The sequence below is a fragment of the Pseudescherichia sp. genome, assembly GCF_031987975.1.
Lineage (GTDB): Bacteria > Pseudomonadota > Gammaproteobacteria > Enterobacterales > Enterobacteriaceae > Pseudescherichia.
Genome location: NZ_DALZYX010000004.1, coordinates 56,848 through 82,020 on the forward strand (window position 1 = coordinate 56,848; position 25,173 = coordinate 82,020).

The window sequence follows — 25,173 nt, forward strand, 5'->3', positions numbered from 1 at the left end:
GCCTACTTATAGACGTCCGCCGTAGCGCGGATATCTTTACCCGGCTGATCCGCGCTGGTGATGACATAGTACTTGCCACCCAGCTCCTCAACCTTTTTGACCAGCTCCGCCCGGGCATCCATCGGCGCTGTGGCATCTGAGGTACTGACGGTGCCGATTTTGGTCAGATTCATCTCTTTAATCTTATCTTTTTGCACCTCTTCCACGGCCATCACGCCAAACGAGAGTGCGCCAATAACCAGAGATACGACGATACCTGCTGCACGTTTCATAGCTTTTACTCCATCAGGTAGTGGTTGCCATTACGCTTTTTGTTGGAACGCCGAGTAGCTAAATACGTTTAAATTTTAGTCTGATCCCGCCGTTTCGCCAGCCGCTGCGTAAACTCTACCAGCGTCTGGCAGAAATCATCAGGGTGCGAGATAAAAGGCGCGTGTGCCGCTTTGGCAAACAGCTGCGACTCGCTCTTTGGCCATAGCTCGTCCAGCCACGGTACGATTTTGCGCGGTACTAGCCCGTCGAGACGCCCATAGAGGCGCAGGAACGGCTGCTGAAGCCTCGCCAGCGGTTCGCGCAGATCGGCGGTTTTCAGGATCTCCAGCCCGCCGTTAAGCACCTCCGCCGACGGCATCGGCAGCGCCAGCACGGCGCGTTTCAGCTTGCGGGCATCGTCCCGAGCGGTTTCCGTCCCCAGCGTTTGCAGGGCCAGGAATCGCTCTACCGTGCGCTGAAAGTTGTCGCTCAGCTGCTGCTGGAAGCCTGACAGTACCTCAGACTTGATCCCCGGCCAGTCACCTTCGGCACTGAAACAGGGCGAGGAGGCCACCGTCACCAGGGCAGTGACACGCTCCGGCGCGCTGAGCGCCGCCTGGCTTGCCACCAGCCCGCCGAGACTCCAGCCGAGCCAGATAGCCTCATCGGGCGCGTGGGCCAGCACAATTTCCGTCATCTCGGCCAGCGTCATTGCGCCGAAGCCGGTGCTGCGCCCATAGCCGGGCAGATCGACCAGGTGAAGTGTAAAATGCGCGGCCAGATCCGCCGTAATGCAATCCCACACCTCCGCATTCAGTCCCCATCCGTGCAGCAGCACAAGATGACAATTTCCTTCGCCTTTGGTTTGCCACCAGATGTCGTTCATCCGCTATTGTTCTCTTCTCTTGTCCAGGAGGTTACGTATGCTAACAGTGCCAGGCTTGTGCTGGCTATGCCGAATGCCGCTCGCCCTACCCCACTCAGGGATCTGCTCCGTCTGTTACCGGGCGGCTCACCTTACTGATACGTTATGTCCGCAGTGCGGCCTGCCTGCCGCCAGTATGACCCTACCCTGCGGACGCTGCCTGCAAAAGCCGCCCCCCTGGCAGAGGCTGGTGGCGGTCAACACCTATGCGCCGCCGCTTAGCGCGCTGATTCACCAGCTAAAGTTTTCCCGCCGGCCAGAGCTGGCCGCGGCGCTGGCCCGGCTACAGCTGCTGGCGATCCTCGATGCCCGTCGCACAACGAGGCTGCCCTTGCCGGACCGCATCGTTAGCGTTCCGCTCTATTCGCGCCGCCAGTGGCGAAGAGGTTTTAACCAAAGCGAGCTTCTCTGCCGCCCGCTGGCGCGCTGGCTAGGTTGCCGCTACGCCAGCGAAACCCTGACCCGCATCCGTCCTGCTCTGACTCAGCACGTTCTCAACGCCCGCCAACGAAAAAGCAATCTGAAAAATGCCTTTCGCCTTGAATTGCCTCTCCACGGTCTCCATATCGCTATTGTGGATGATGTCGTCACTACCGGAAGCACCGTTGCGGAGATCACCCGCCTGCTGATGCAGGGCGGCGCGGCGACTGTTCAGGTATGGTGCCTGTGTCGAACCTTGTAGAGCCTCGATGATGGGCGTATTATAACCAAGTAAAACAGTCAACTATTTAGGCCATTGCTATGATCCATATTTCCGACGCCGCACAGGCGCACTTTGCCAAACTGCTGGCAAATCAGGAAGAAGGAACACAAATCCGCGTATTTGTGATCAATCCAGGCACTCCAAATGCCGAATGCGGCGTCTCTTACTGCCCGCCGGATGCAGTGGAAGCGACTGACACCGCGTTAACTTTTCCGCTGCTGACCGCGTATGTTGACGAGCTGAGCGCCCCGTATCTGGACGATGCGGAGATCGATTTCGTGACCGATCAGCTGGGTTCACAGCTGACGCTGAAAGCACCAAACGCCAAGATGCGCAAGGTCTCTGACGACGCCCCGCTGATGGAGCGCGTGGAGTATCTGCTCCAGTCGCAGATCAACCCACAGCTGGCGGGCCACGGCGGCCGCGTGACGCTGATGGAGATCACCGATGAAGGCTACGCCATTCTGCAATTTGGCGGCGGTTGCAACGGCTGCTCAATGGTCGATGTCACGCTGAAAGAGGGGATCGAGAAGCAGCTGCTGAACGAGTTCCCTGAGCTGAAAGGCGTGCGCGATCTGACCGAGCACCAGCGCGGCGAACACTCCTACTACTGATCGACCTGCCTTCTGATGTTATGCCCGGTGGCCCGCCTGCCGGGCCTCTTCACTCCGCTTTATAATATGACCCACGTCGCACTTCTTAAATTTACCCGGCCGAAGTGATTCTATTCGCCCGCATGTTACCCGTATCATCCCTCCGTGCAGTTAAAACTACTTATTAAGCCAGCGACTTTTTAGATAAGCGTTACCCATAACATCATAAAGGCCAGGTAAATCATGCCACTCATCATCGTTGCTCTCGGTGTTGCTCTATTACTTCTGTTAATGATCCGCTTTAAATTAAACGGCTTCATTGCACTCATCCTGGTGGCGCTTGCCGTCGGGCTGTTGCAAGGAATGCCGGTGGATAAAGTGATCGCCTCGATTAAAGCTGGCGTCGGCGGTACCCTCGGCAGCCTTGCGCTGATCATGGGCTTCGGCGCCATGCTGGGTAAGATGCTGGCGGACTGCGGCGGTGCCCAACGTATCGCCACCACCCTGATTGCTAAATTTGGTCAGAAATACATTCAATGGGCAGTGGTATTAACCGGCTTCACCGTCGGCTTTGCCCTGTTCTATGAGGTGGGCTTCGTGCTGCTGCTGCCGCTGGTATTCACCATCGCGGCAAAAGCCCGCGTACCGCTGCTCTACGTCGGTGTGCCGATGGCGGCGTCTCTCTCCGTAACCCACGGCTTCCTGCCGCCGCACCCTGGCCCGACCGCTATCGCCACTATTTTCCACGCCGACATGGGCAAAACCCTGCTCTACGGTACGCTGCTGGCTATCCCGACCGTGATCCTGGCCGGCCCGGTCTATGCGCGCTTCCTGAAGAAAATCGATAAGCCGATCCCGGAAGGCCTCTACAACGCGAAAACCTTTACCGAAGCGGAGATGCCGAGCTTTGCGGTCAGCGTCTGGACCTCGCTGGTGCCGGTGATTCTGATGGCTGGTCGCGCCGTCGCGGAGATGATCCTGCCGAAAGGTCACCCCGTGCTCGCCTACGCCGAGTTCTTTGGCGACCCGGTGATGGCGACGCTGATTGCGGTGCTGATCGCCATCTTTACCTTCGGCCTTAACCGTGGTCGTTCGATGGATCAGATCACCGAGACCATCACCTCCTCAATCAAAATCATCGCCATGATGCTGCTGATTATCGGCGGCGGTGGCGCGTTCAAGCAGGTGCTGGTAGACAGCGGCGTGGATAAATACATTGCCGCCATGATGCACTCCACTAACCTGTCGCCGCTCTTTATGGCGTGGTCGATTGCCGCCGTGCTGCGTATCGCCCTTGGCTCTGCCACCGTAGCGGCCATTACCGCTGGCGGTATTGCCGCTCCGCTGATTGCCACTACCGGCGTTAGCCCTGAGCTGATGGTTATCGCCGTGGGTTCCGGCAGCGTGATCTTCTCTCACGTGAACGATCCAGGCTTCTGGCTGTTCAAGGAGTACTTCAACCTGAGCATCGGTGAGACCATGAAATCCTGGTCGGCGCTGGAGACCATTATCGCGGTATGCGGCCTGATCGGCTGTCTGCTGCTGGGAATGGTGATCTAACTGATGTGCCCGGCGGCGCTGCGCTGCCGGGCGATTCTTTACTTCCGTAATGCTGCCTTACGCCGCTTATCCAGATCCTTCACCAGCCTGTTTACCTTCTCATCGGCAAACATCTTCTCCAACGACGTTGAGAGCTTGCGCCGCCAGTTTTTATACTGGTAGCTGGTCCCCGGCACGTTGACCGGCTCGGCCATATCTAGCCAGTCCTCGGGCTGCAGCCCCAGCAAGGCGCTGCTGCTGTCGGCAATATAGCGTTGCAGGCCCCGGTTGAGAGTAGCATTCATTGCCATGCGCGCGGCTTTACGGCCGGTGCTTTTCGGCAGGCAGCCGTGCTGATGAAGGGCGTCCAGCAGGCCCTGTTTGGCTCGCTCACGATCTTCATACAGCCCACGCAGCACCTCTTCATCCGGATACAGCCCGAGCGTCTTGCCGAGGGTCAGATCGTGTGCTTCCCAGTAGCCGCGCAAAGTCGGCAGGTCATGAGTGGTCGCCACCGCCATCGACTGGGCAGGCCAGGCTTCCGGGGCGCGTACCCGCTTCTTATGATCGCTTTCGAAATAGAGCACCTTGTAGGAGTAGACCCCGCTGTCGCGCAGCTTGCTGACGATCTCCTTCGGCACGGTGCCCAGATCTTCGCCAATGACCATGCAGCGGTGGCGCTGACTCTCCAGAGCAAGGATCGCCAGCATGTCATCCACCGGGTAGTGAACATACGCGCCCTGATCCGCCGTCTCGCCGTAGGGGATCCACCACAGGCGCAGAAGCGACATGACGTGGTCAATACGCAGCGCGCCGCAGCTCTTCATGTTAGCCCGCAGCAGCTGAACAAACGGCTCATAGCCACGGCCGGTGATGATATGCGGATCCATCGGCGGCAGGCCCCAGTTTTGCCCCAGCGGCCCAAGAATATCCGGCGGCGCACCCACGGAGGCCTCCAGACAGTAAAGCTCGCGATCGCACCAGGTCTCCGACCCGCCCTCGGCAACGCCTACCGCCAGGTCACGGTAGAGACCAATCGGCATCGCAAAGCCCTGGCTGGTCTCCCAGCACTCCGCAAGCTGAACGGCGGCCAGCCACTGTAGCCAGAGGTAGAAATCCACCTCGTCGGCGTGCTCCTGGCAGAAAGCTGTTACCTGCGGGCTATCGGTGCGCCGATAGGCTTCCGGCCATACCGGCCAGCCCCAGCGCATCTCATCCTCTTTCACCTGGTACGCATGCAGAGCGTCAAACGCCGCCTGCCAGTAGAGCCCCTCCCCCTGCTGCTGCACAAAGCCGCGAAACGCCGCCATCTGCTCGTCGTCATCAGCCCGATCGGCAAACAGCCGCCACGCCATTTTGAGCGCCGCCAGCTTGAGGGCGGTCACGCCAGCATAGTCAACCCACTCGCTGTCGCGTACTGCATTCAGCGCCTTCTGGGTAGACTCCATCTTCCACCACGCCTGCGCCTCGTCGCTGCGTCGGTAATCCTCCACCGCGTTGACGTCGATATAGAGTACGTTAAGCCAGCGGCGCGAGGAGGGGCTATAGGGGCTGGCACTCTCCGGCATCGCCGGGTAGAGGGCATGAACCGGGTTAAGGCCGATGAAAGAGCCGCCCCGCTTCACCACCTCTACCAGCATCGCTTTCAGATCGCCAAAATCGCCGATGCCCCAGTTGCTGTCCGAACGCAGGGTGTAGAGCTGCACGGTCGCGCCCCACAGCTTCTTACCCGCCAGCAGCGCGTCGGGTTCATAGCAGCGCGGCGGGGCGACAATCACCCGACACCGCCACTGCTTTTTACCCTGTCGCAGGGTCAGCGTATGGTAGCCCTCTGCCAGCGAGGCCGGTAGCGTCATTCGCTTCTTATCGCGGAATGTCCCCTGATGCTGCTCGCCGGTTTCGGTCGTCAGCTCCCAGCTAAATTCGCCGCTGCCTTCAACGGGCAATGACAGCCTTTTGCCGTGGATAAGCACCTTAACCTGTGGAATGGGGGCCGCTGCTGCCTTTTTTGCCGCATCGGGATGCATCGCGTTAAGCAAACGCCGTTTGGTGTCGGCACCAATTGACTGGGGTTTGCCGTGGGCGTTGATATAGTTTGGGCCAATGCCCGCCGCCAGCGCGGCGTCAGCCAGACGTTTACTTTCCATGGCGCTCCTTAGCGTTTGGCCTGCCAAATCAGATTTTGATAGTCACGAATTGAGCGATCGGAGCTGAACATGCCGCAGCGGGCGGTATTGAGGATCGCCGCACGGGTCCACGCCTCCTGGTCGCGATAGAGCACATCGACCTGTTTTTGCGCCTCAACGTAGGCGGCAAAGTCAGCGGCAACCAGATAGGGATCGCCCCCCTGCTTACCGATGCTGTGCAGCATCAGGTCGAACGCATGCTTGTCGCCGTCGCTGTATTTACCGCTCTCCAGCTCTTTAAGGATCGCATTCAACAGCTTGTCTTTCTTACGCCACTTCACGGGATCGTAGCCTTTGGCCTTCAGCGCCTTCACCTCTTCCACGGTATGGCCGAAGATGAAAATATTCTCCTCGCCCACCTTTTCGGCAATCTCGACGTTTGCACCATCCAGCGTGCCGACGGTGAGCGCGCCGTTCAGCGCCAGCTTCATGTTGCCGGTCCCGGAGGCCTCTTTCCCTGCGGTAGAGATCTGCTCAGAGACGTCCGCCGCCGGGATCAGTTTCTCCGCCGCCGAGACGCAGTAGTCTGGCAGGAAGACGACTTTAAGCTTGTCGCCCACGTGGGGATCGCTGTTGATCGCCTCCGCCACTTTATTGATAGCAAAAATAATATTCTTCGCCAGGTAGTAGCCCGGTGCGGCTTTGGCCCCAAACAGGAAGACGCGCGGCACGCGGTCTACCTGCGGATTCTCGCGGATCTCTTTGTAGAGGGCGAGAATGTGCAGCAGGTTCAGGTGCTGACGCTTGTACTCATGCAGGCGCTTGATCTGAATATCAAAAATAGCGTTGGGATTGATGACGATACCGGTGCGCGCTTTCACAAACTCCACCAGCCGGGTCTTGTTCTCCTGTTTTATCGCGCGGTAGCGTTCACGGAAGCTGGCGTCATCGGCATACTTCTCCAGAGCCAGCAGCTGGTCGAGATCGTTGGCCCACTCTTTTTTCAGGGTGCTGTCGATTAGCGAAGCCAGCGCCGGATTGCACTGCTTGATCCAGCGGCGCGGAGTGATGCCGTTGGTAACGTTATGGAACTTGTTCGGCCACAGCTGGTGATACTCCGGGAAGAGATCCTTCACCACCAGGTCCGAGTGCAGTGCAGCGACGCCGTTGACCGCGAAGCCGCTGACCACGCAGAGGTTCGCCATCCGCACCTGGCCATCATAGACCACCGCCAGCTTGGCCCACACTGCCTCGTTGCCCGGCCAGACTTTCACCACCTGCTTTTTAAAGCGGTCGTTGATCTCTTTAATGATCTGCATGTGGCGCGGCAGCAGCGGCTTCAGGAGCTGCACGTGCCAGTTCTCCAGCGCCTCCGGCATCAGCGTATGGTTGGTATAGGCAAAGAGTCGGCTGGTGATCGACCACGCCTCGTCCCAGCCCAGCTGATGCTCGTCGATCAGCACCCGCAGCATCTCCGGAATGGCGATGGTCGGGTGGGTATCGTTCAGCTGGATCACTTCGTAGTCGGGCAGCTCCGCCAGCTTGCGCCCGGCCAGATGGTGACGACGCAGAATGTCCGCCACCGAGCAGGCGCACTGGAAATACTGCTGCATCAGGCGCAGCTTTTTACCTGCGGTATGGTTGTCGTTGGGATAGAGAACTTTAGTCAGCTTTTCGGCGTCGATGCCCTGCTGTTCGGCACGCAGGAACTCGCCGTCGTTAAATTTGGTCAGGTCAAACGGATGGGCGTGCTTTGCCTGCCACAGCCGCAGAGGCTGGGCTACACCGTTACGGTAGCCGAGCACCGGCAGATCCCACGCCTCGCCAATCAGGGAAAACGCCGGCTCCCAGTGCCCGTCCCGGCTCACCTTGCCACCAAGATTGACCTGCACGTCCAGCGCGGAATTGTGCTGGAACCAGGGGTAGCTGCCGCGATGCCAGTCGTCCGGGGCCTCCTGCTGATGCCCGTCGGCAAAGGACTGGCGGAACAGGCCGTACTGATAGTTCAGACCGTAGCCAATAGCGGGCTGGCCCACCGTCGCCATCGAGTCGAGGAAGCAGGCTGCCAGCCGTCCCAGCCCACCGTTGCCCAGCGCCGGATCGATCTCCTCCTCCAGCAGGTCGGTCAGGTTGACGTTGTGCGTTTGTAGCACGTCGCTTACCTCCTGATACCAGCCCATATTGAGCAGGTTGTTACCGGTGAGGCGGCCAATCAGGAACTCCATCGAGATATAGTTCACATGGCGCTGGTTATCTGCGGGTTTGGTGACCGCCTGGGCGGCAAGCTGCTCTGCCAGCGCGCCGCTGACCGCGTGCCACCACTGGTGAGGCGTCATCTCATCAGCAGCATGGAGACCAAAACGCTGCCACTGACGCGTCAGGGCGGCGGCAAACTGAGCTTTGTTGAAGGTTGGCTGTGACATAGCAAACGGGGATCCTGTAGGTAAAAACAACGTTAATGCTAGTTTGCCTGGCCCATACGCTGACTTCCTCATCCTGCCGGGGAAAAGGCCGGGAGGAGCCGCAGGGATGAGCCAAAAGTGTGACCGCTGCCACTTAAAGTTAGCTGTAAAAACGCGAATTACTCAAAAATTCAACGGCCAGACGGCATAAAAACTGATACGAAAGTATGAGGGAATTAGACACAGGTAACCTGGCCAGGGGTCATAAAAATGAAATGCCGTTTCATACATACAGCCATGAATTTAAATTTACTCAGGGAAAACGCGTATACAAATATTAACAACCCTCACGCTCATCCCCTATTAATTACCACTTTTGACCTATGGATTCTGAATATCACCGCGATAACCTTACTGTGCCAAAAGTGAATATTACATTCTGCTCCATTTGCCCGCAGGCTAGTTACCACCTGCCCTCGCTACCTGTCGGGCGTTTTATTCAGCCAGGTTATAGAAATGTGACTTGGTGCAAATTCAGCGCCGTAAAATTCGGACATAACTTGCAATAAAATCCATTCTGACCGAACGTATTAGTTATTAATTACGAAGCTCAAAAAAATTCCTTTTTTTCGTTCCCTCACAGTGAAGTGATAACTATGTTGATTCCGTCTAAATTAAGTCGCCCGGTTCGTCTTGACCATACTGTGGTCCGCGAACGCCTGCTGGCTAAACTTTCCGGCGCGAACAATTTTCGTTTGGCCCTGGTTACCAGCCCGGCTGGCTATGGCAAAACGACGCTTATTTCACAGTGGGCCGCCAGTAAAGACGATCTGGGCTGGTTCTCCCTCGACGAAGGAGATAATCAGCAGGAGCGATTCGCCAGCTATCTCGTTGCCGCCGTGCAGCAGGCCACCGGCGGCCACTGCGTCTCCAGCGAGGCGATGGCGCAGAAGCGCCAGTATGCCAGCCTCCCCTCGCTCTTCTCACAGCTCTTTATTGAGCTGGCAGAGTGGCAGCGCTCGCTCTATATCGTTATCGACGACTATCATCTGATCACCAATCCGGTTATCCACGACGCCATGCGTTTCTTCCTGCGCCACCAGCCGGAAAACCTGACCCTGGTCGTGCTATCGCGCAACCTGCCGCAGCTAGGCATTGCCAACCTGCGCGTGCGCGATCAGCTGCTGGAGGTGAGCAGCCAGCAGTTGGCCTTCACCCATCAGGAGGCGAAGCAGTTTTTTGACTGCCGCCTGAATGCACCGATTGAAGCAGCAGAGAGCAGCCGCCTGTGCGACGACGTGGCCGGATGGGCCACCGCGCTGCAGCTGATCGCTCTCTCGGCGCGGCAGAACAACAGCTCAACCCAGCACTCCGCCCGACGTCTGGCGGGGATCAACGCCAGCCATCTGTCGGACTATCTGGTTGATGAAGTGCTGGACAATATCGATCTCAACACCCGCCAGTTCCTGCTGAAAAGCTCCCTGCTGCGCTCAATGAACGATGCGCTGATCGTCCGCGTCACCGGCGAAGAGAACGGTCAGATGCGGCTGGAAGAGATCGAGCGTCAGGGGCTGTTTTTACAGCGTATGGATGACTCTGGAGAGTGGTTTAGCTACCACCCGCTGTTTGGCAGCTTTTTACGCCAGCGCTGCCAGTGGGAGCTGGCTACCGAGCTGCCGGATATCCACCGCGCGGCGGCAGAGAGCTGGATGGCGCAGGGCTTCCCGAGCGAGGCCATCCACCATGCGCTGGCCGCAGGCGATGGCACGATGCTGCGCGATATTCTGCTGCACCATGCATGGGGACTGTTTAACCACAGCGAGCTGACCCTGCTGGAGGCGTCGTTAAAGGCGCTGCCGTGGGAGAGCCTGCTGGAGAACCCACGTCTGGTGCTACTGCAGGCCTGGCTGATGCAGAGCCAGCACCGCTATAGCGAAGTGAATACCCTGCTGGCCCGCGCCGAGCAGGAGATGGATATGACGGCGGATCACGCGTTGCACGGTGACTTTAACGCCCTGCGCGCCCAGGTCGCCATTAACGACGGCGATCCGGTGGAGGCTGAGCGGCTGGCGATGATCGCCCTCGACGAGCTGCCGCTGGCCAACTTCTACAGCCGTATCGTGGCCACTTCGGTGCACGGTGAGGTGCTGCACTGCAAGGGACAGCTCAGCCACTCCCTTACCCTGATGCAGCAAACCGAGCAGATGGCGCGCCGCCACGACGTCTGGCACTACGCGCTGTGGAGCCTGATCCAGCAGTGTGAGATCCTGTTTGCCCAGGGCTTCCTGCAGGCTGCATGGGAGTGCCAGGAGAAAGCATTCACCCTTATTCGCGAGCAGCACCTTGAACAGCTGCCGCTGCATGAATTTTTGCTGCGCATTCGCGCCCAGCTGCTGTGGGCATGGGGACGTCTCGATGAATCCGAAGCCGCCGCCCGGGAAGGCATGACCGTGCTCTCCGCCTACCAGCCTCAGCAACAGCTACAGTGTCTGGCCCTGCTGGTGCAAAACTCGCTGGCGCGTGGCGATCTTGATAATGCCCGCAGCCACCTTAACCGGCTGGAAAACCTGCTCGGCAATGGGCAGTACCATAGCGACTGGGTGTCGAATGCTGACAAGGTGCGGGTGATCTACTGGCAGATGACCGGTGATAAGCAGGCCGCCGCCCAGTGGCTGCGCCAGACGCCGAAATCAGAATTTGCCAATAACCACTTCCGCCAGAGTCAATGGCGAAATATCGCCCGGGCGCAGATCCTGCTGGGGGACGTGGAGTCAGCGGAGATGGTACTGGAGGAGCTGAACGAGAACGCGCGCAGCCTACGGCTGATGAGCGATCTGAACCGTAACCTGCTGCTGCTCAACCAGCTCTACTGGCAGTCCGGACGCAAGACCGATGCCCAGCGGGTGCTGCTGGAAGCGCTGACGCTGGCAAACCGCACCGGCTTTATCAGCCATTTTGTGATTGAAGGTGAAGCGATGGCGCAGCAGCTGCGACAGCTGATCCAGCTTAACGCCCTGCCGGAGCTGGAGGGCCATCGCGCTCAGCGCATCCTGCGCGACATCAACCAGCATCATCGCCACAAGTATGCCCATTTTGATGAGCGCTTCGTTGAGCGTCTGCTGACCCACCCGGAGGTGCCGGAGCTGATCCGCACCAGCCCGCTGACCCAGCGGGAGTGGCAGGTGCTGGGTCTCATCTACTCTGGCTACAGCAACGAGCAGATTGCCGGCGAGCTGGCAGTGGCAGCGACCACCATCAAAACCCACATCCGTAACCTCTACCAGAAGCTGGGCGTCGCCCACCGCCAGGATGCGGTGCAGCACGCGCAGCAGCTATTACAGATGATGGGTTACGGGGTCTAATCCCTTAACACAGTTCCAGCTGGATATTGTGGCTTTTGATCACGTCCAGCACGCCAGCGGGCGGCATCACGTCGGTATAGACTGCATTCACCATGCTGATGCTGCCCATATTCACCATCGCGTTACGGCCATATTTAGAGTGATCCACCACCAGCATCACGTGGCGTGAGTTGTCGATGATCGCTCGCTTGGTGCGCACCTCATGGTAATCAAATTCCAGCAGCGAGCCGTCGGCGTCAATGCCGCTGATCCCGAGGATGCCGAAGTCGAGGCGGAACTGGGAGATAAAGTCGAGTGTCGCCTCGCCGATAATCCCACCATCACGGCTGCGCAGCTCGCCCCCGGCCAAAATGATACGGAAGTCCTCTTTCACCATCAGCGTGTTGGCGACGTTGAGGTTATTGGTCACGATGCGCAGGTTACTGTGATCCAGCAGCGCATGGGCTACCGCCTCTGGCGTGGTGCCGATATCGATAAACAGCGTTGCCCCGTCCGGGATCTGGCTGGCGACCTTGCGGGCAATCCGCTCCTTTTCCGCCGTCTGGGTGGCCTTGCGATCGTGCCACGAGGTGTTCACCGAGCTGGAGGGGAGCGCCGCGCCGCCGTGGTGGCGCAGGATCATGTTCTGATCGGCCAGGTCGTTCAAATCGCGGCGAATGGTCTGCGGGCTGACGGCAAACTGCTCCACCAGCTCCTCGGTACTGACGTAGCCCTGCTTTTTTACCAGCTCGATGATGGCATCGTGGCGCTGTGTCTGTTTCATTGCAATGTTCCTGAGCTTTTATGTTCGTTTTCGCGTATCAACAAACGCCATCGCCAGCCCCACGGCCAGGCCGGTGACGTGCGCGCCGTTGGCGATAGACATGCCAAACAGATCAAACCAGCCGGCAATTAACCATATTAATGAGAAGGCTATCAGGCCGCGCGGCAAATAGACACCGCTTTGCGGATCGCGCTCGCCTCGTAGCCAGGCATAGCCCATCAGCGCGTACACCACGCCAGAGAGGCCGCCAAACCACGGTCCGCTAAACTTGTGCTGCACATAGCCGCTGAGCAGCGCGCTAATAAGGGTGATAACAATCAGCTTGCCGCTGCCGAGACGCTTCTCCACCGCCCCGCCGATGTACCACCACCAGAGCAGGTTGAAGAGAATATGCATCACGGAAAAGTGCATCAGCGCATGGCTAAAGTAGCGCCAGAGATCGAACTGCAGCGAAGGGTCGAAGGGCCACGCCAGCCAGACCATCACTATCTGGTCACCGAGGGTGCTCATCAGGACAAACACCAGCATGCAGAGCAGCGCCACGATCAGCGTCACCGGCCCGGCCCGTTCGCGCAGAGTGGCGATAAAGGGGTATCGGCGGTAGTGCAGGCCGCTGTCGATCTGCCCTGACTGCCAGCTGGCCGCCAGGTAGCGCGGATCTTCCGGATTCTGCTGGAAGCGCGCCAGCTCCTCGCGCACGCGTCCGGCCTGGCTCTCGTCCGCCAGCCAGACGTCGCTGGTCTCGTGGTGCTGAATAGTCAAAACAACGCCCTGGGTTTGCATATAGTCAACAAACGCCTGGGCGACGCGCGGGTTAGCAAAGGAGGTGATCATCAACATGCTGGCGGTCGCTTTTTCCACACAAAAGAGGGCAGTATAGCGGGTTATTGCTCCGCTGACTAAAGCGTACCGTGCGCCACTTCCGCCGGGAAATGGCGATGCCAGGCGTCAAAGCCGCCGTCGACGCTGTAGACCTGGTCAAAACCCTGCTGTAACAGGTACTGGGCTGCGCCTTTGCTGCTGTTGCCGTGGTAGCACATCACCATCACCGGCGTATCAAAGTCGTTCTGCTGCATAAAGGTGCCCAGCGTATCGTTGGTCAGATGAAACGCGCCTGGGGTATGGCCCATGGCATAGCTTTGCGGATCGCGAATATCTACCAGCACCGCCAGCTTCTGCTGCATCTTCTGGTGGGCCTCTTCTACATTAATACACTCAAACTGATCCATTGCGCTCTCATCTCTGTTGGGTATGGACGTTCCACATTCTCTAATTTTACGTCGTTCCGCCAGGTAAACGCCATTATGTTATGCATATCACTCTAAATTGTTTTTTTGATGTTACCAAAGGCGCGTTCGTTTGCTATTATGAGCGATATCGAACATTTTTGAGCTTTTACGAAAGTGCATGAGGTGAGCATGGAAACCAAAGATCTGATTGTGATAGGTGGGGGCATCAACGGTGCCGGTATCGCGGCAGACGCCGCCGGGCGTGGCCTTTCCGTGCTCATGCTGGAGGCAAACGATCTGGCCTGTGCCACCTCTTCCGCCAGCTCTAAACTCATCCACGGAGGCCTGCGCTACCTGGAGCATTACGAGTTCCGTCTGGTAAGCGAGGCGCTGGCAGAGCGTGAGGTGCTGTTGCAGATGGCCCCGCATATCGCCTTCCCTATGCGCTTTCGTCTGCCGCACCGTCCGCACCTGCGTCCGGCGTGGATGATCCGCATCGGCCTGTTTATGTACGATCACCTGGGCAAGCGCACCAGCCTGCCTGGCTCTACTAGCTTGCGTTTTGGCTCAGAGTCGGTGCTGAAACCGGAGATTGTGCGCGGATTCGAATATTCTGACTGCTGGGTAGACGACGCACGGCTGGTGCTGGCGAATGCGCAAATGGTGGTGCGTAAAGGCGGTGAGGTATTAACCCGCACCCGGGCAACCTCGGCACGCCGGGAAAACGGCCTGTGGATTGTTGAAGCCGAAGACGTGGATACCGGCGAGAAGTACCGCTGGCAGGCGCGCGGCCTTGTCAACGCTACCGGCCCATGGGTGAAACAGTTCTTTGACGAGGGGATGCAGCTGCCGTCGCCGTATGGGATCCGCTTGATCAAAGGCAGCCATATCGTGGTGCCGCGCGTGCACTCCCAGAAGCAGGCCTACATTCTGCAAAACGAAGATAAGCGTATCGTATTTGTGATCCCGTGGATGGATGAGTTCTCCATCATCGGCACCACCGACGTAGAGTATAAAGGCGATGCGAAGCACGTTGAGATCGACGAGAGTGAGATTAACTATCTGCTGAAGGTCTATAACGCGCACTTTAAAAAACCCCTTACCCGGAACGATATCGTCTGGACCTACTCCGGCGTGCGCCCGCTGTGCGACGATGAGTCCGACTCACCGCAGGCGATCACCCGCGACTACACCCTGGATATTCGTGACGACGAGGGAAAAGCGCCGCTGCTCTCCGTCTTTGGCGGTAAGCTGACCACCTACCGTAAGCTGGCCGAGCATGCGATGGAGAAGCTGACCCCGTACTACAGCGGCATCGGTCCGGCGTGGACGAAAGAGTGCGTGCTGCCGGGGGGCGATATTGCCGGCGATCGGGATGACTACGCGGCGAAGCTGCGCCGTCGCTATCCGTTTATCAGCGAGCCGCAGGCTCGTCACTACGCTCGCACCTACGGCAGCAACAGCGAGCTTATTCTTGCTGGTACCAGCTCGCTTGAAGAGCTTGGCGAGAACTTCGGCCATGAGTTCTACGAGGCTGAACTACGTTATCTGGCGGAGCATGAGTGGGTGCGCCGCCTCGACGATGCCATCTGGCGTCGGACAAAAGCAGGTATGTGGCTGAACGCTGAGCAGCAGTCGCGAGTGGCGCAGTGGCTGGCTAACTGGGCCAAGCGTGAACTGTCGCTGGCATCGTAGTTGATATTGAAACGCCGGGCGGCACTGCGTTTGCCCGGCCTACGTGTAGGCCCGGTAAGCATAGCGCCACCGGGCGTTTTGTTTTTACAGGCGTATCGGCTTGATGTTCCAGATTTTGTCCGCGTACTCCTTGATCGTCCTGTCAGATGAGAAGTAGCCCATATTGGCGATGTTATGCATCGCTTTAATGGTCCACTCTTCCGGCTGGCGATACAGCTCATCTACCCTGTCCTGACAGTCAACGTAGCTGCGGAAATCTGCCAGCACCTGATAGTGATCGCCAAAGTTAAGCAGGGAGTCCACCAGATCGCGGTAGCGGCCCGGATCCTCACGGTTAAACACGCCGGTTGCGATCTGCGTCAGCACGCTGTGCAGCTCTCCATCTTTATCGTAGTAGTCACGCGGCTTATAGCCCTGACGACGCAGCGTCTCAACCTCATCCGCCGTGTTACCAAAGATAAAGATATTGTCGTTGCCCACATGCTCCAGCATCTCGACATTTGCACCGTCCAGCGTGCCGATAGTCAGCGCACCGTTGAGAGCAAACTTCATGTTGCTGGTCCCGGAAGCCTCCGTTCCCGCCAGAGAAATCTGCTCGGAGAGATCGGCCGCCGGAATGATCAGCTGCGCCAGGCTGACGCTATAGTTCGGAATGAACACCACCTTCAGCTTGTCGCCAATCTGCGGGTCGTTGTTGATGACCTTCGCCACGTCGTTGATTAGGTGAATAATATGCTTCGCCATGTAGTAGGCCGAAGCTGCCTTGCCGGCAAAGATATTAACGCGTGGCACCCAGTCCGCTTCCGGATCGGCCTTGATGCGGTTATAGCGGGCAATGACGTGCAGAACGTTCATCAGCTGGCGCTTGTACTCATGGATACGCTTGATCTGCACATCGAACAGCGCCTTCGGGTTCACTACCACGTTAAGCTGCTGGCCGATGTAGAGCGCAAGGCGTTTTTTGTTCTCCAGCTTCGCCTGGCGTACGGCCTGGTTCACCATGGGGAAGTCGATGTGCTGCTCAAGTTCACTAAGCTGGCTGAGATCGGTACGCCAGGTGCGGCCGATATGCTCGTCAAGCACGTCCGACAGCGGCGGGTTAGCCAGCGCCAGCCAGCGCCTCGGCGTCACGCCGTTGGTGACGTTGGTAAAGCGCGTCGGGAATACCTTTGCAAAATCCGCAAACAGCGACTGTACCATCAGGTTCGAGTGCAGCTCGGAGACACCGTTGACCTTGTGGCTGGCCACTACCGCCAGCCAGGCCATGCGCACCCGTCGGCCGTTGGACTCATCAATGATCGAGACGCGGCTGAGTAGCCCGGTGTCGTTCGGATGCTGTTCCTGCACGGTCTTCAGGAAGTAGTCGTTGATCTCAAAGATAATTTGCAGGTGGCGCGGCAGAATTTTGCCCAGCATATCCACCGGCCAGGTCTCCAGCGCCTCACTCATTAGCGTGTGGTTGGTATAGGAGAAGATCTGGCAGGTCGCCTCAAAGGCATCATCCCAGGAGAACTTATGCTCGTCGATCAGCAGGCGCATCAGCTCAGGAATACCCAGTACCGGATGGGTATCGTTGAGGTGAATGGCGACCTTATCAGCGAGGTTGGCGTAGGTTTTATGCAGCTGGAAGTGGCGGTTGAGGATGTCCTGCACCGTCGCGGAGACAAGGAAATACTCCTGGCGCAGACGCAGCTCGCGACCGGAGTAGGTGGAGTCATCCGGGTAGAGCACACGGGAGACGTTTTCCGAGTGGTTTTTATCTTCCACTGCGGCAAAGTAGTCGCCCTGGTTGAATTTACCGAGATTGATCGCGCTACTGGCCTGGGCGTTCCACAGTCGCAGCGTATTGGTGGCATCGGTATCAAAGCCAGGGATAATCTGGTCATAGGCAACCGCCAGGATCTCTTCCGTCTCCAGCCAGCGGGTCTTTTTCCCCTCCTGCTGGATCCGGCCACCGAACCGCACTTTATAGCGGGTGTTGTGGCGCTTGAACTCCCACGGGTTGCCATACTCCAGCCAGTAGTCCGGGGACTCTTTCTGGCGGCCATCAACGATGTTCTGTTTAAACATGCCGTAGTCGTAGCGGATACCGTAGCCGCGCCCCGGCAGGCCAAGCGTAGCCAGCGAGTCGAGGAAGCAGGCGGCCAGGCGGCCCAGACCGCCGTTGCCCAGACCCGGGTCATTCTCTTCGTCGATCAGCTCTTCGAGATCCAGCCCCATCTCTTCCAGCGCGTTTTTAACATCGCCGTAGATGCCCAGCGCAAGCATCGCGTTGGAAAGCGTGCGGCCAATCAGAAACTCCATCGACAGGTAGTAGACCTGACGCGTCTCCTGAGAGAGCTGCGCACGGTTTGAGCGCAGCCAGCGCTCGACCAGGCGGTCACGTACGGCAAACAGGGTGGCGTTCAGCCACTCGTGTTTGTTGGCGATAGCCGGATCTTTACCAATGGTAAACATCAGCTTATAGGCTATAGAGTGCTTTAACGCCTCGACGCTGAGTGTCGGTGATGTATAGGTAAAGGGTGCATTCATAAACGTGATTCCTGGTGCTCTACTTCAACCGATAATAGAGATCCCGATAGGACTGAGCGGCAACCTGCCAGCTAAAATCCATATTCATCGCCTGGCGCTGAACAAAGCGCCACAGCGAAGGTCGGGACCACAGCACAAAAGCACGCCTTATCGCCCTGAGCAGCGACCAGGCGTTGCTGTCTTCAAACACAAATCCGCTGGCGATACCGTCCGCCAGGTTCTCCAGTGAGCTGTCGGATACGGTGTCAGCCAGCCCACCGGTACGCCGCACCAGCGGCAGCGTGCCGTACTTCAGGCCGTAGAGCTGGGTCAGGCCGCAAGGCTCAAAACGGCTCGGCACCAGAATCACATCCGCGCCGCCCATAATGCGGTGCGAGAAGGCTTCATGATAGCCAATCTGGACCCCTACCTGCCCCGGATGCTCGGCGGCAGCGGCAAGGAAGCCCTCCTGCAGCACCGGATCGCCCGCGCCCAACAGAGCCAGCTGTCCGCCCTGCTCCAGCAGGCCCGGCAGTGCTTCCAGCACCAGATCCAGCCCTTTCTGGCTGGTCAGGCGGCTGACCACGGCGAAGAGCGGGATCTTCTCATCGACCTTCAGACCCATGGCAATTTGCAGCTGGCGCTTGTTCTCCGCTTTATCTTCCAGCGAATCACGGGTAAAGCGTGACGCCAGCAGCAGGTCGGTCTCTGGATCCCAGATCTGTTCATCCACCCCGTTGAGGATCCCCGAGAGGCGGCCCTCCGCGTGGCGCTGACGCAGCAGCCCTTCCATGCCGTACGCAAACTGCGGCTCGGTGATCTCCCGCGCGTAGGTCGGGCTGACCGCCGTAATGTGGTCGGCAAAGTAGAGTCCCGCCTTCAGGAACGAGATCTGACCGTTAAACTCTACGCCATTAATATTAAAGAATGACCATGGCAGTTCTATTTCACCCATATGATGAGCATAAAACATACCCTGGTAGGCTAAATTATGCACGGTAAATACCGATTTGGCCGGATGGCCACGTGCCGCAAGGTAGGCGGGAGCCAGCCCGGCATGCCAGTCGTGGGCATGGACAATGTCCGGCCGCCAGAACGGATCGAGGCCGCAGGCCATCTCGCTGCCTACCCAGCCGAGTAGGGCAAAGCGCAGCACGTTGTCGGTATAGGCAAAAAGATTGGTGTCATGATACGGACTGCCGGGACGGTCATAGAGGTGTGGGGCATCAATCAGATAGATGCCAACGCCGTTATAGTGGCCGTAGAGCAGCGTGATGTGTCCGGCAAACGTCTCCCGTCGGGACACCACTTTCGCATCGGTAATACCGCGCCGAATATCAGGAAATGCCGGCAGCAGTACGCGAGTATCAACACCACCGGCTATTTGCGCCGCAGGGAGTGCACCAAGGACATCTGCCAGACCACCGGTCTTGAGCAACGGGAACATCTCAGAACATACATGTAAAACCTGCATTCTCGCTCCTGTTAAAAACCGCTACCGTATGCGAGCGGTAGCGGTAAACCAGCGCGCGGACCCCTTCCGCGCAAGGTTATGAGTTGATGCCGTCACTCTTTTAATTTGCTTAACATCTCACGCGTGACCAGCACAATGCCTTCCTCTGAACGGTAGAACCGGCGGGCATCCTCCTCTGCGTTTTCACCGATGACCATGCCCTCAGGTATCTTACAGGCGCGGTCAATGACGCAGCGGCGCAGGCGGCACGAACGTCCTACCCAGACGTCCGGCAGCAGTACCGACGAGTCGATATTGCAGAATGAGTTAACGCGCACGCGCGGGAACAGCACCGACTGCACCACCACCGAACCGGAGATAATGCAGCCGCCCGACACCAGCGAATTGAGCGTCATACCGTGGCTACCGGATCTATCCTGTACAAATTTAGCAGGCGGTAGCGATTCCATGTGGGTTCGGATAGGCCAATTTTGATCGTACATATCAAGCTCTGGCGTCACAGAGGCGAGATCGAGGTTAGCCTTCCAGTAGGCCTCGAGGGTGCCCACGTCGCGCCAGTATGGCTCTGCGTCCGGATCCGACTGCACGCTGGAGAGCGGGAACGGGTGCGCAAAGGCCATCCCGGCGCGGGTGATCTTAGGAATAATATCTTTGCCGAAGTCGTGGCTGGAGGTGGGATCCTGATCGTCCTGCTCCAGCAGCTCATAAAGATAATCAGCGTCAAAGATATAGATCCCCATGCTGGCCAGCGCACGGGTTGGATCGTTAGGCATTGAAGGCGGCTTAGGGGGCTTCTCAACGAAATCGATTACTTTTTCGTTTTCATCGACCGCCATGACGCCAAACGCCGTGGCCTCCGCGACCGGTACCGGCAGACAGGCCACGGTGCAGCGTGCACCCTTCTCGACGTGGTCGATCAGCATGCGCGAGTAGTCCTGCTTGTAGATATGATCGCCTGCGAGGATCACCACGTACTCCGCATTATAGCGACGAATAATGTCGAGGTTCTGGGTGACCGCATCCGCCGTGCCGCGGTACCAGTTTTCACCATGTACGCGCTGCTGGGCGGGGAGAAGATCGACAAACTCGTTCATCTCTTCGCTAAAGAAGGACCAGCCGCGCTGGATATGCTGCACCAGCGTATGCGACTGGTACTGGGTAATCACGCCGATACGGCGGATACCGGAGTTAAGACAGTTGGAGAGAGCAAAATCGATAATACGGAACTTGCCGCCAAAGTGTACCGCAGGCTTGGCACGCGTGGTGGTCAAGTCTTTGAGACGCGTACCGCGCCCGCCCGCCAGGATCAGGGCTACAGATTTTAAGGGGAGCTGGCGCGCTAACATTAGCGGATCGTTGTTATCTAATCTAACCATGATGAACTCCTTTTTTATGACCTTCGAAAAACGCATACTCCATGCGCGGGCCCATGCCAGACAGCCACTACTACCGGATTATCCTCACCGGCAAATGGGGGAACGGCGCGCCATTCCCCGTCGGGTAATACAATTTCTGTAACCTTATCCGTATTGTTCAGCGTAATCAGAAGACGGTCTGAAAGCAGGATCTGCAGACGGCCTACCCCATGCTCCCACTCCCGCACGCTTAAAGGCTGGGCATCCTTGTTCAGCCAGCTGACGTTGCCGTCACCCTCTTCCCACCAGGCATTTTGCGTTAATGCCGGTACCTGCTGGCGAAGATGGATTAACGTAGCCACAAAGGTGGTCAACCCGTCATTTGCCTGTTCCCAGTCGAGCCAGGTCAGCGCGTTGTCCTGGCAATAGGCATTATTATTACCGTGCTGGCTGTGACCCAGTTCATCACCGGCCAGCAACATTGGCGTACCTTGTGATAGCAGCAGCGTGACCAGTAGGGCATGGACACTGTCTCGTCGCCGCTCAATCACATACAACGACCCGCCTAATCCCTCTGTACCATGATTATTGCTGTGATTATTGTTAGTGCCGTCGCGATTCTCTTCGCCGTTGGCCTCGTTGTGTTTATGGTTAAAGCAGACGCAGTCGCGCAGCGTAAAGCCGTCGTGCGCCGTCACCAAATTAATCGACGCGGCGGGAAGACGCCCGCTACGTCTGAATACGTCGCCAGAGCCGGCAAAACGCGTGGCAAACCGGCCCAAAGAGATATCTTTTGCCAGCCAGAAGCGGCGAGCAGCATCGCGAAACTGATCGTTCCACTCGGCAAACAGCGGTGGAAAATTACCTACCTGGTAGCCGCCTTCCCCCACGTCCCACGGCTCGGCAATCAGCTTGACCGCCGACAGCACCGGATCGTTTTTAATCGCCTCAAACAGCGGCGCACAGGGATCAAAGTGCGGCGTACGCCCCATTACCGACGCCAGATCGAAGCGAAAACCGTCGATGTGGTAGGTATCGACCCAATGCCGCAGGCACTGGTGGGCGTACTCCACCACGCCAGGGTGGCTCAGATTCAGGGTGTTGCCGCAGCCGGTCCAGTTCGCGTACTCGCCGTTCTCCCTGATCCAATAATAGCTACGGTTATCGATTCCGCGCAGGGAGAAGGTGGGGCCTTCAATATCGACCTCGGCGCTGTGGTTCAGGACGATATCGAGGATCACCTCAATACCGGCAGCGTGCAGCGCTTTTACCGCCTCGCAAAACTCTTGTTGCGCGCGGGCAGGCTCACAGGCGTAGCGTGGATCGAGGGCAAACATCGCCAGCGGGTTGTAGCCCCAGTAGTTGCTTAAGCCCAGCCGCTGCAAACGCGGCTCGCTGGCGAAGTGCGCCACCGGCAACAGCTCCAGGGCAGTGATCCCGAGACGCTTGAAGTAGTCGATCATCACCGGATGGCCGAGCGCCTTATAGGTACCGCGGATCTTTTCCGGAATATCAGGGTGCAGCCAGGTCAGCCCTTTGACATGGGCCTCATAGATCACCGTGTTGCCCCAGGGGATACGCGGCGGCGCATCGTCTTCCCAGTCAAAGGCTTCGTTAACCACCACGCTCTTCAACGCAATCTTTGCGTTATTATGCGGATCGGCAATATCGAAGCCGCTGTGAAAGAGATCGTGATCGATGGCGTCACCGTCAACCCGGCGAGCGCAGGGATCGATCAGCAGCTTTGCTGGATTAAAGCGGTGGCCCGCAGCCGGATCCCAGGGGCCGTGTACCCGGTAGCCGTAGCGCAGGCCAGGGCGTGCCTTCTCCAGAAAACCGTGCCAGACGTCACCGCTGCGGGCAGGCATATCGTAGCGTTGCTCATTCTCCTCATCGTCAAAGATGCAAAGCTCAACCCGCTCTGCATTTGCCGAGAAGAGCGTGAAGTTCACGCCATTGCCTTCATAATGCGCGCCAAGTGGCGCAGGCTTGCCTGCCGCCAGCTTCGTCATTCACCCTCCCTGACCAGCCAGATGGTAGAGAGCGGCGGCAGCGTCAGGCTGAGCGAGTTATCACGCCCGTGGCTTGGGATCTCATCGCTGTGCACGGTACCGTAGTTCCCCATATTGCTGCCATGATAGTGTACCGAGTCGGTATTCAGTGCCTCACGCCAGCGGCCCGGCTGGTTGACGCCAAAGCGGTATTCATGGCGCGGCTCCGGCGTAAAGTTGCTGGCAACGATAATTTCATTACCGGCTTTATCCCGGCGTACAAAGATAAACACCGAACGCTCGTTATCATCGGCCACCAACCATTCGAAACCGTAGCGATCAAAGTCCAGCTCGTGCAGCGCCTTGTGGTGACGATAGGTAGTATTGAGATCGCGTACCAGCCGCTGAACGCCGTGATGCCAGTTATCGCCACCCTCCAGCAGATGCCAGTCAAGGCTGCTGTCGTGGTTCCACTCGCGCCCCTGGGCAAACTCGTTGCCCATAAAGAGCAGTTTTTTACCTGGGAAGGCCCACATCCAGCCGTAGTAGGCGCGCAGGTTGGCAAACTTCTGCCATGCGTCGCCCGGCATCCGGTCAAGAATGGATTTTTTGCCGTGCACCACTTCATCGTGCGACAGCGGCAGAATGAAGTTCTCGGTGTAGTTGTAGAGCATCCCGAACGTCATCTGATTATGATGATACTGACGGTAGATAGGGTCGAGCTTAAAGTAGTCGAGGGTGTCATGCATCCAGCCCAGGTTCCACTTGTACCAGAATCCCAGCCCGCCGTTAGCCGGGGGCCGCGATACGCCAGGGAAATCGGTGGACTCTTCCGCCATGCTCACCGCGCCGGGCACCTGCTCCCCTAGCTTGCGGTTGGTGCTGCGCAGAAATTCGATGGCTTCCAGGTTCTCGCGACCGCCAAACTCGTTGGGGATCCACTCCCCCTCTTTGCGGCTATAGTCGCGGTAGATCATCGAGGCCACCGCATCGACGCGCAGGGCATCAATACCGAAGCGTTCTACCCAGTAGAGAGCGTTGCCCACCAGATAGTTGCTGACCTCACGGCGACCGTAGTTATAGATCAGCGTGTTCCAGTCCTGATGGTAGCCCTCACGCGGATCGCTATGCTCATAGAGATCGGTCCCGTCGAACTCGGCGAGGCCAAACTCATCGCTCGGGAAATGGCCGGGCACCCAATCGAGGATTACGTTCAGGCCCGCCGCATGGGCGGCCTTAATAAAGTATCGGAAATCATCCCGCGTGCCGAAGCGGCGGGTGGGCGCGTATAGCCCGGTCGGCTGATAGCCCCAGCTGCCGTCAAACGGATGCTCGTTGACCGGCATCAGCTCTAAATGGGTAAAGCCCATCCATTTGGCATAGGGAACCAGCTGCTCCGCCAGCTCGCGGTAGCTCAGCCAGAAGTGGTTGTCGGTATGGCGACGCCAGGAGCCGAGGTGCACCTCATAGATGGAGATGGGCTGGTCAAATTCATTAGCCTGTCGGCGCTCTTCCGACTGCTCAACCTTCTCCGGCAGGCCGCAGATCATGGAGGCAGTCTCCGGACGCATCTGCGCCTCAAAGGCATACGGGTCGGCCTTAATGCGCAGGTTGCCGTGGGCGTCGATCATCTCAAACTTGTAGAGCTGACCATGCTGCGCACCGGGGATAAACAGCTCCCAGATGCCGGACTCTTTGCGCAGGCGCATCGGGTGGCGACGGCCATCCCAATAGTTAAATTCGCCTACGACCGAGACGCGTCGGGCGTTAGGTGCCCAGACGGAGAATTTGGTACCCGTGACGCCATCCATTGTATCGGCGTGCGCGCCAAGGGTTTCATAGGGCCGCAGGTGCGTACCCTCTGACAGTAGCCAGGCATCTAAGTCCTGGAGCAGAGGGCCGAAGCGGTAAGGATCGTCCAATAAATTGGAGTGATCGTGCCAGTTAACGGCAAGCTGATAGCGGAAATGATTTTTACGGCGTTGAATGATACCGGCAAAGAAGCCGCGTGAATCAAGGCACTCTAGCCTGGCCAGTTTACGTCCGGTTTTCGTTTCGATAACCCACACTTCGGTGGCGTCAGGTAGCAACGCGCGGACTTCCAGCCCGGCATTAGTGCGATGCATACCGAGTACGGAAAAGGGATCCGCAAAATGGCCTGCTATTAGCGCGTTAATCACGTCTCTATCGACAAGACTGGACATGGTTTTTTTATCCTGTTCTATATGTGCCACATTTTTTCGCCAGCCACAT

17 protein-coding genes are annotated in these 25,173 nt (G+C 58.1%); 5 read left to right on the forward strand and 12 right to left on the reverse strand.

The window, feature by feature from the left end; genetic code table 11:
• Positions 1-2: 2 nt before the first annotated feature.
• Positions 3-272, reverse strand: coding sequence for a YdgH/BhsA/McbA-like domain containing protein (locus RTN40_RS08105; protein WP_312228017.1), 270 nt, complete (start codon positions 270-272; stop codon positions 3-5).
• A gap of 68 nt (positions 273-340) precedes the next feature.
• Entirely contained in the window at positions 341-1,138 is a 798-nt protein-coding gene (bioH, locus tag RTN40_RS08110) for a pimeloyl-ACP methyl ester esterase BioH (protein ID WP_312228018.1), read from the reverse strand.
• Between the two features lie 37 nt (positions 1,139-1,175).
• Here bioH and gntX point away from each other — a divergent pair, with 37 nt between their 5' ends.
• The 3 genes from gntX to gntT all read left to right on the forward strand — a co-directional run bounded on the left by gntX (position 1,176) and on the right by gntT (position 4,033).
• Positions 1,176-1,859 carry a DNA utilization protein GntX gene (gene gntX, locus RTN40_RS08115; protein WP_312228019.1) on the forward strand — a complete coding sequence of 228 codons (684 nt, stop codon included), beginning with the start codon at positions 1,176-1,178 and terminating at the stop codon, positions 1,857-1,859.
• Between the two features lie 59 nt (positions 1,860-1,918).
• Positions 1,919-2,494 (forward strand): Fe-S biogenesis protein NfuA, encoded by a 576-nt coding sequence (gene nfuA, locus RTN40_RS08120; RefSeq protein ID WP_312228020.1) that lies wholly within the window; start codon positions 1,919-1,921, stop codon positions 2,492-2,494.
• A 222-nt stretch (positions 2,495-2,716) separates the two neighbouring features.
• Positions 2,717-4,033, forward strand: coding sequence for a gluconate transporter (gene gntT / locus RTN40_RS08125; protein WP_312228021.1), 1,317 nt, complete (start codon positions 2,717-2,719; stop codon positions 4,031-4,033).
• A gap of 38 nt (positions 4,034-4,071) precedes the next feature.
• Here the strand turns inward: gntT and malQ are convergent, their stop codons facing one another.
• Together malQ and malP are read right to left on the reverse strand one after the other, a co-directional pair.
• Entirely contained in the window at positions 4,072-6,159 is a 2,088-nt protein-coding gene (gene malQ / locus RTN40_RS08130; protein ID WP_312228022.1) for a 4-alpha-glucanotransferase, read from the reverse strand.
• Between the two features lie 8 nt (positions 6,160-6,167).
• Positions 6,168-8,561, reverse strand: a complete 2,394-nt coding sequence (malP, locus tag RTN40_RS08135; protein ID WP_312228023.1) for a maltodextrin phosphorylase — start codon at positions 8,559-8,561, stop codon at positions 6,168-6,170.
• Between the two features lie 635 nt (positions 8,562-9,196).
• On the opposite strand from malP, the gene malT reads away from it, so the two are divergent.
• Entirely contained in the window at positions 9,197-11,902 is a 2,706-nt protein-coding gene (malT, locus tag RTN40_RS08140; protein ID WP_312228024.1) for an HTH-type transcriptional regulator MalT, read from the forward strand.
• Positions 11,903-11,906: 4 nt separating this feature from the next.
• Here malT and RTN40_RS08145 read toward each other — a convergent pair whose 3' ends face one another.
• From RTN40_RS08145 to glpE, 3 genes are read right to left on the reverse strand one after another with little or no spacing between them, the layout of a single operon-like run.
• Positions 11,907-12,665, reverse strand: coding sequence for a DeoR/GlpR family transcriptional regulator (locus RTN40_RS08145; RefSeq protein ID WP_312228025.1), 759 nt, complete (start codon positions 12,663-12,665; stop codon positions 11,907-11,909).
• Positions 12,666-12,683: 18 nt separating this feature from the next.
• Positions 12,684-13,505 carry a rhomboid family intramembrane serine protease GlpG gene (gene glpG, locus RTN40_RS08150; protein WP_312228026.1) on the reverse strand — a complete coding sequence of 274 codons (822 nt, stop codon included), beginning with the start codon at positions 13,503-13,505 and terminating at the stop codon, positions 12,684-12,686.
• Positions 13,506-13,564: 59 nt separating this feature from the next.
• The gene (gene glpE / locus RTN40_RS08155) at positions 13,565-13,894 is read right to left on the reverse strand and encodes a thiosulfate sulfurtransferase GlpE (protein ID WP_312228027.1); all 330 of its coding nucleotides are present in this window, start codon (positions 13,892-13,894) and stop codon (positions 13,565-13,567) included.
• Between the two features lie 189 nt (positions 13,895-14,083).
• Between glpE and glpD the strand changes: the two genes are divergently transcribed.
• Positions 14,084-15,589 carry a glycerol-3-phosphate dehydrogenase gene (gene glpD, locus RTN40_RS08160; protein WP_312228028.1) on the forward strand — a complete coding sequence of 502 codons (1,506 nt, stop codon included), beginning with the start codon at positions 14,084-14,086 and terminating at the stop codon, positions 15,587-15,589.
• Between the two features lie 84 nt (positions 15,590-15,673).
• Here the strand turns inward: glpD and glgP are convergent, their stop codons facing one another.
• The 5 genes from glgP to glgB all read right to left on the reverse strand — a co-directional run bounded on the left by glgP (position 15,674) and on the right by glgB (position 25,124).
• Positions 15,674-18,121, reverse strand: a complete 2,448-nt coding sequence (gene glgP / locus RTN40_RS08165; protein ID WP_312228029.1) for a glycogen phosphorylase — start codon at positions 18,119-18,121, stop codon at positions 15,674-15,676.
• 19 nt (positions 18,122-18,140) lie between these two features.
• Positions 18,141-19,574 (reverse strand): glycogen synthase GlgA, encoded by a 1,434-nt coding sequence (gene glgA / locus RTN40_RS08170; RefSeq protein WP_312228030.1) that lies wholly within the window; start codon positions 19,572-19,574, stop codon positions 18,141-18,143.
• A gap of 92 nt (positions 19,575-19,666) precedes the next feature.
• Positions 19,667-20,950, reverse strand: a complete 1,284-nt coding sequence (gene glgC, locus RTN40_RS08175) for a glucose-1-phosphate adenylyltransferase (RefSeq protein WP_312228031.1) — start codon at positions 20,948-20,950, stop codon at positions 19,667-19,669.
• Positions 20,951-20,964: 14 nt separating this feature from the next.
• Entirely contained in the window at positions 20,965-22,941 is a 1,977-nt protein-coding gene (gene glgX / locus RTN40_RS08180) for a glycogen debranching protein GlgX (protein WP_312228032.1), read from the reverse strand.
• On the reverse strand, positions 22,938-25,124 hold the full coding sequence (gene glgB, locus RTN40_RS08185; protein ID WP_312228033.1) for a 1,4-alpha-glucan branching enzyme: 2,187 nt from the start codon (positions 25,122-25,124) through the stop codon (positions 22,938-22,940). Before glgB ends, glgX begins: the two co-directional genes overlap by 4 nt.
• Positions 25,125-25,173: the final 49 nt, after the last annotated feature.

Bases quoted from the DNA above. Each gene is read 5' to 3' on its own strand.
- RTN40_RS08105 (WP_312228017.1), bottom strand. From the start codon at position 272: ATGAAACGTGCAGCAGGTATCGTCGTATCTCTGGTTATTGGCGCACTC.
- bioH (WP_312228018.1), bottom strand. From the start codon at position 1,138: ATGAACGACATCTGGTGGCAAACCAAAGGCGAAGGAAATTGTCATCTT.
- gntX (WP_312228019.1), top strand. From the start codon at position 1,176: ATGCTAACAGTGCCAGGCTTGTGCTGGCTATGCCGAATGCCGCTCGCC.
- nfuA (WP_312228020.1), top strand. From the start codon at position 1,919: ATGATCCATATTTCCGACGCCGCACAGGCGCACTTTGCCAAACTGCTG.
- gntT (WP_312228021.1), top strand. From the start codon at position 2,717: ATGCCACTCATCATCGTTGCTCTCGGTGTTGCTCTATTACTTCTGTTA.
- malQ (WP_312228022.1), bottom strand. From the start codon at position 6,159: ATGGAAAGTAAACGTCTGGCTGACGCCGCGCTGGCGGCGGGCATTGGC.
- malP (WP_312228023.1), bottom strand. From the start codon at position 8,561: ATGTCACAGCCAACCTTCAACAAAGCTCAGTTTGCCGCCGCCCTGACG.
- malT (WP_312228024.1), top strand. From the start codon at position 9,197: ATGTTGATTCCGTCTAAATTAAGTCGCCCGGTTCGTCTTGACCATACT.
- RTN40_RS08145 (WP_312228025.1), bottom strand. From the start codon at position 12,665: ATGAAACAGACACAGCGCCACGATGCCATCATCGAGCTGGTAAAAAAG.
- glpG (WP_312228026.1), bottom strand. From the start codon at position 13,505: ATGTTGATGATCACCTCCTTTGCTAACCCGCGCGTCGCCCAGGCGTTT.
- glpE (WP_312228027.1), bottom strand. From the start codon at position 13,894: ATGGATCAGTTTGAGTGTATTAATGTAGAAGAGGCCCACCAGAAGATG.
- glpD (WP_312228028.1), top strand. From the start codon at position 14,084: ATGGAAACCAAAGATCTGATTGTGATAGGTGGGGGCATCAACGGTGCC.
- glgP (WP_312228029.1), bottom strand. From the start codon at position 18,121: ATGAATGCACCCTTTACCTATACATCACCGACACTCAGCGTCGAGGCG.
- glgA (WP_312228030.1), bottom strand. From the start codon at position 19,574: ATGCAGGTTTTACATGTATGTTCTGAGATGTTCCCGTTGCTCAAGACC.
- glgC (WP_312228031.1), bottom strand. From the start codon at position 20,950: ATGGTTAGATTAGATAACAACGATCCGCTAATGTTAGCGCGCCAGCTC.
- glgX (WP_312228032.1), bottom strand. From the start codon at position 22,941: ATGACGAAGCTGGCGGCAGGCAAGCCTGCGCCACTTGGCGCGCATTAT.
- glgB (WP_312228033.1), bottom strand. From the start codon at position 25,124: ATGTCCAGTCTTGTCGATAGAGACGTGATTAACGCGCTAATAGCAGGC.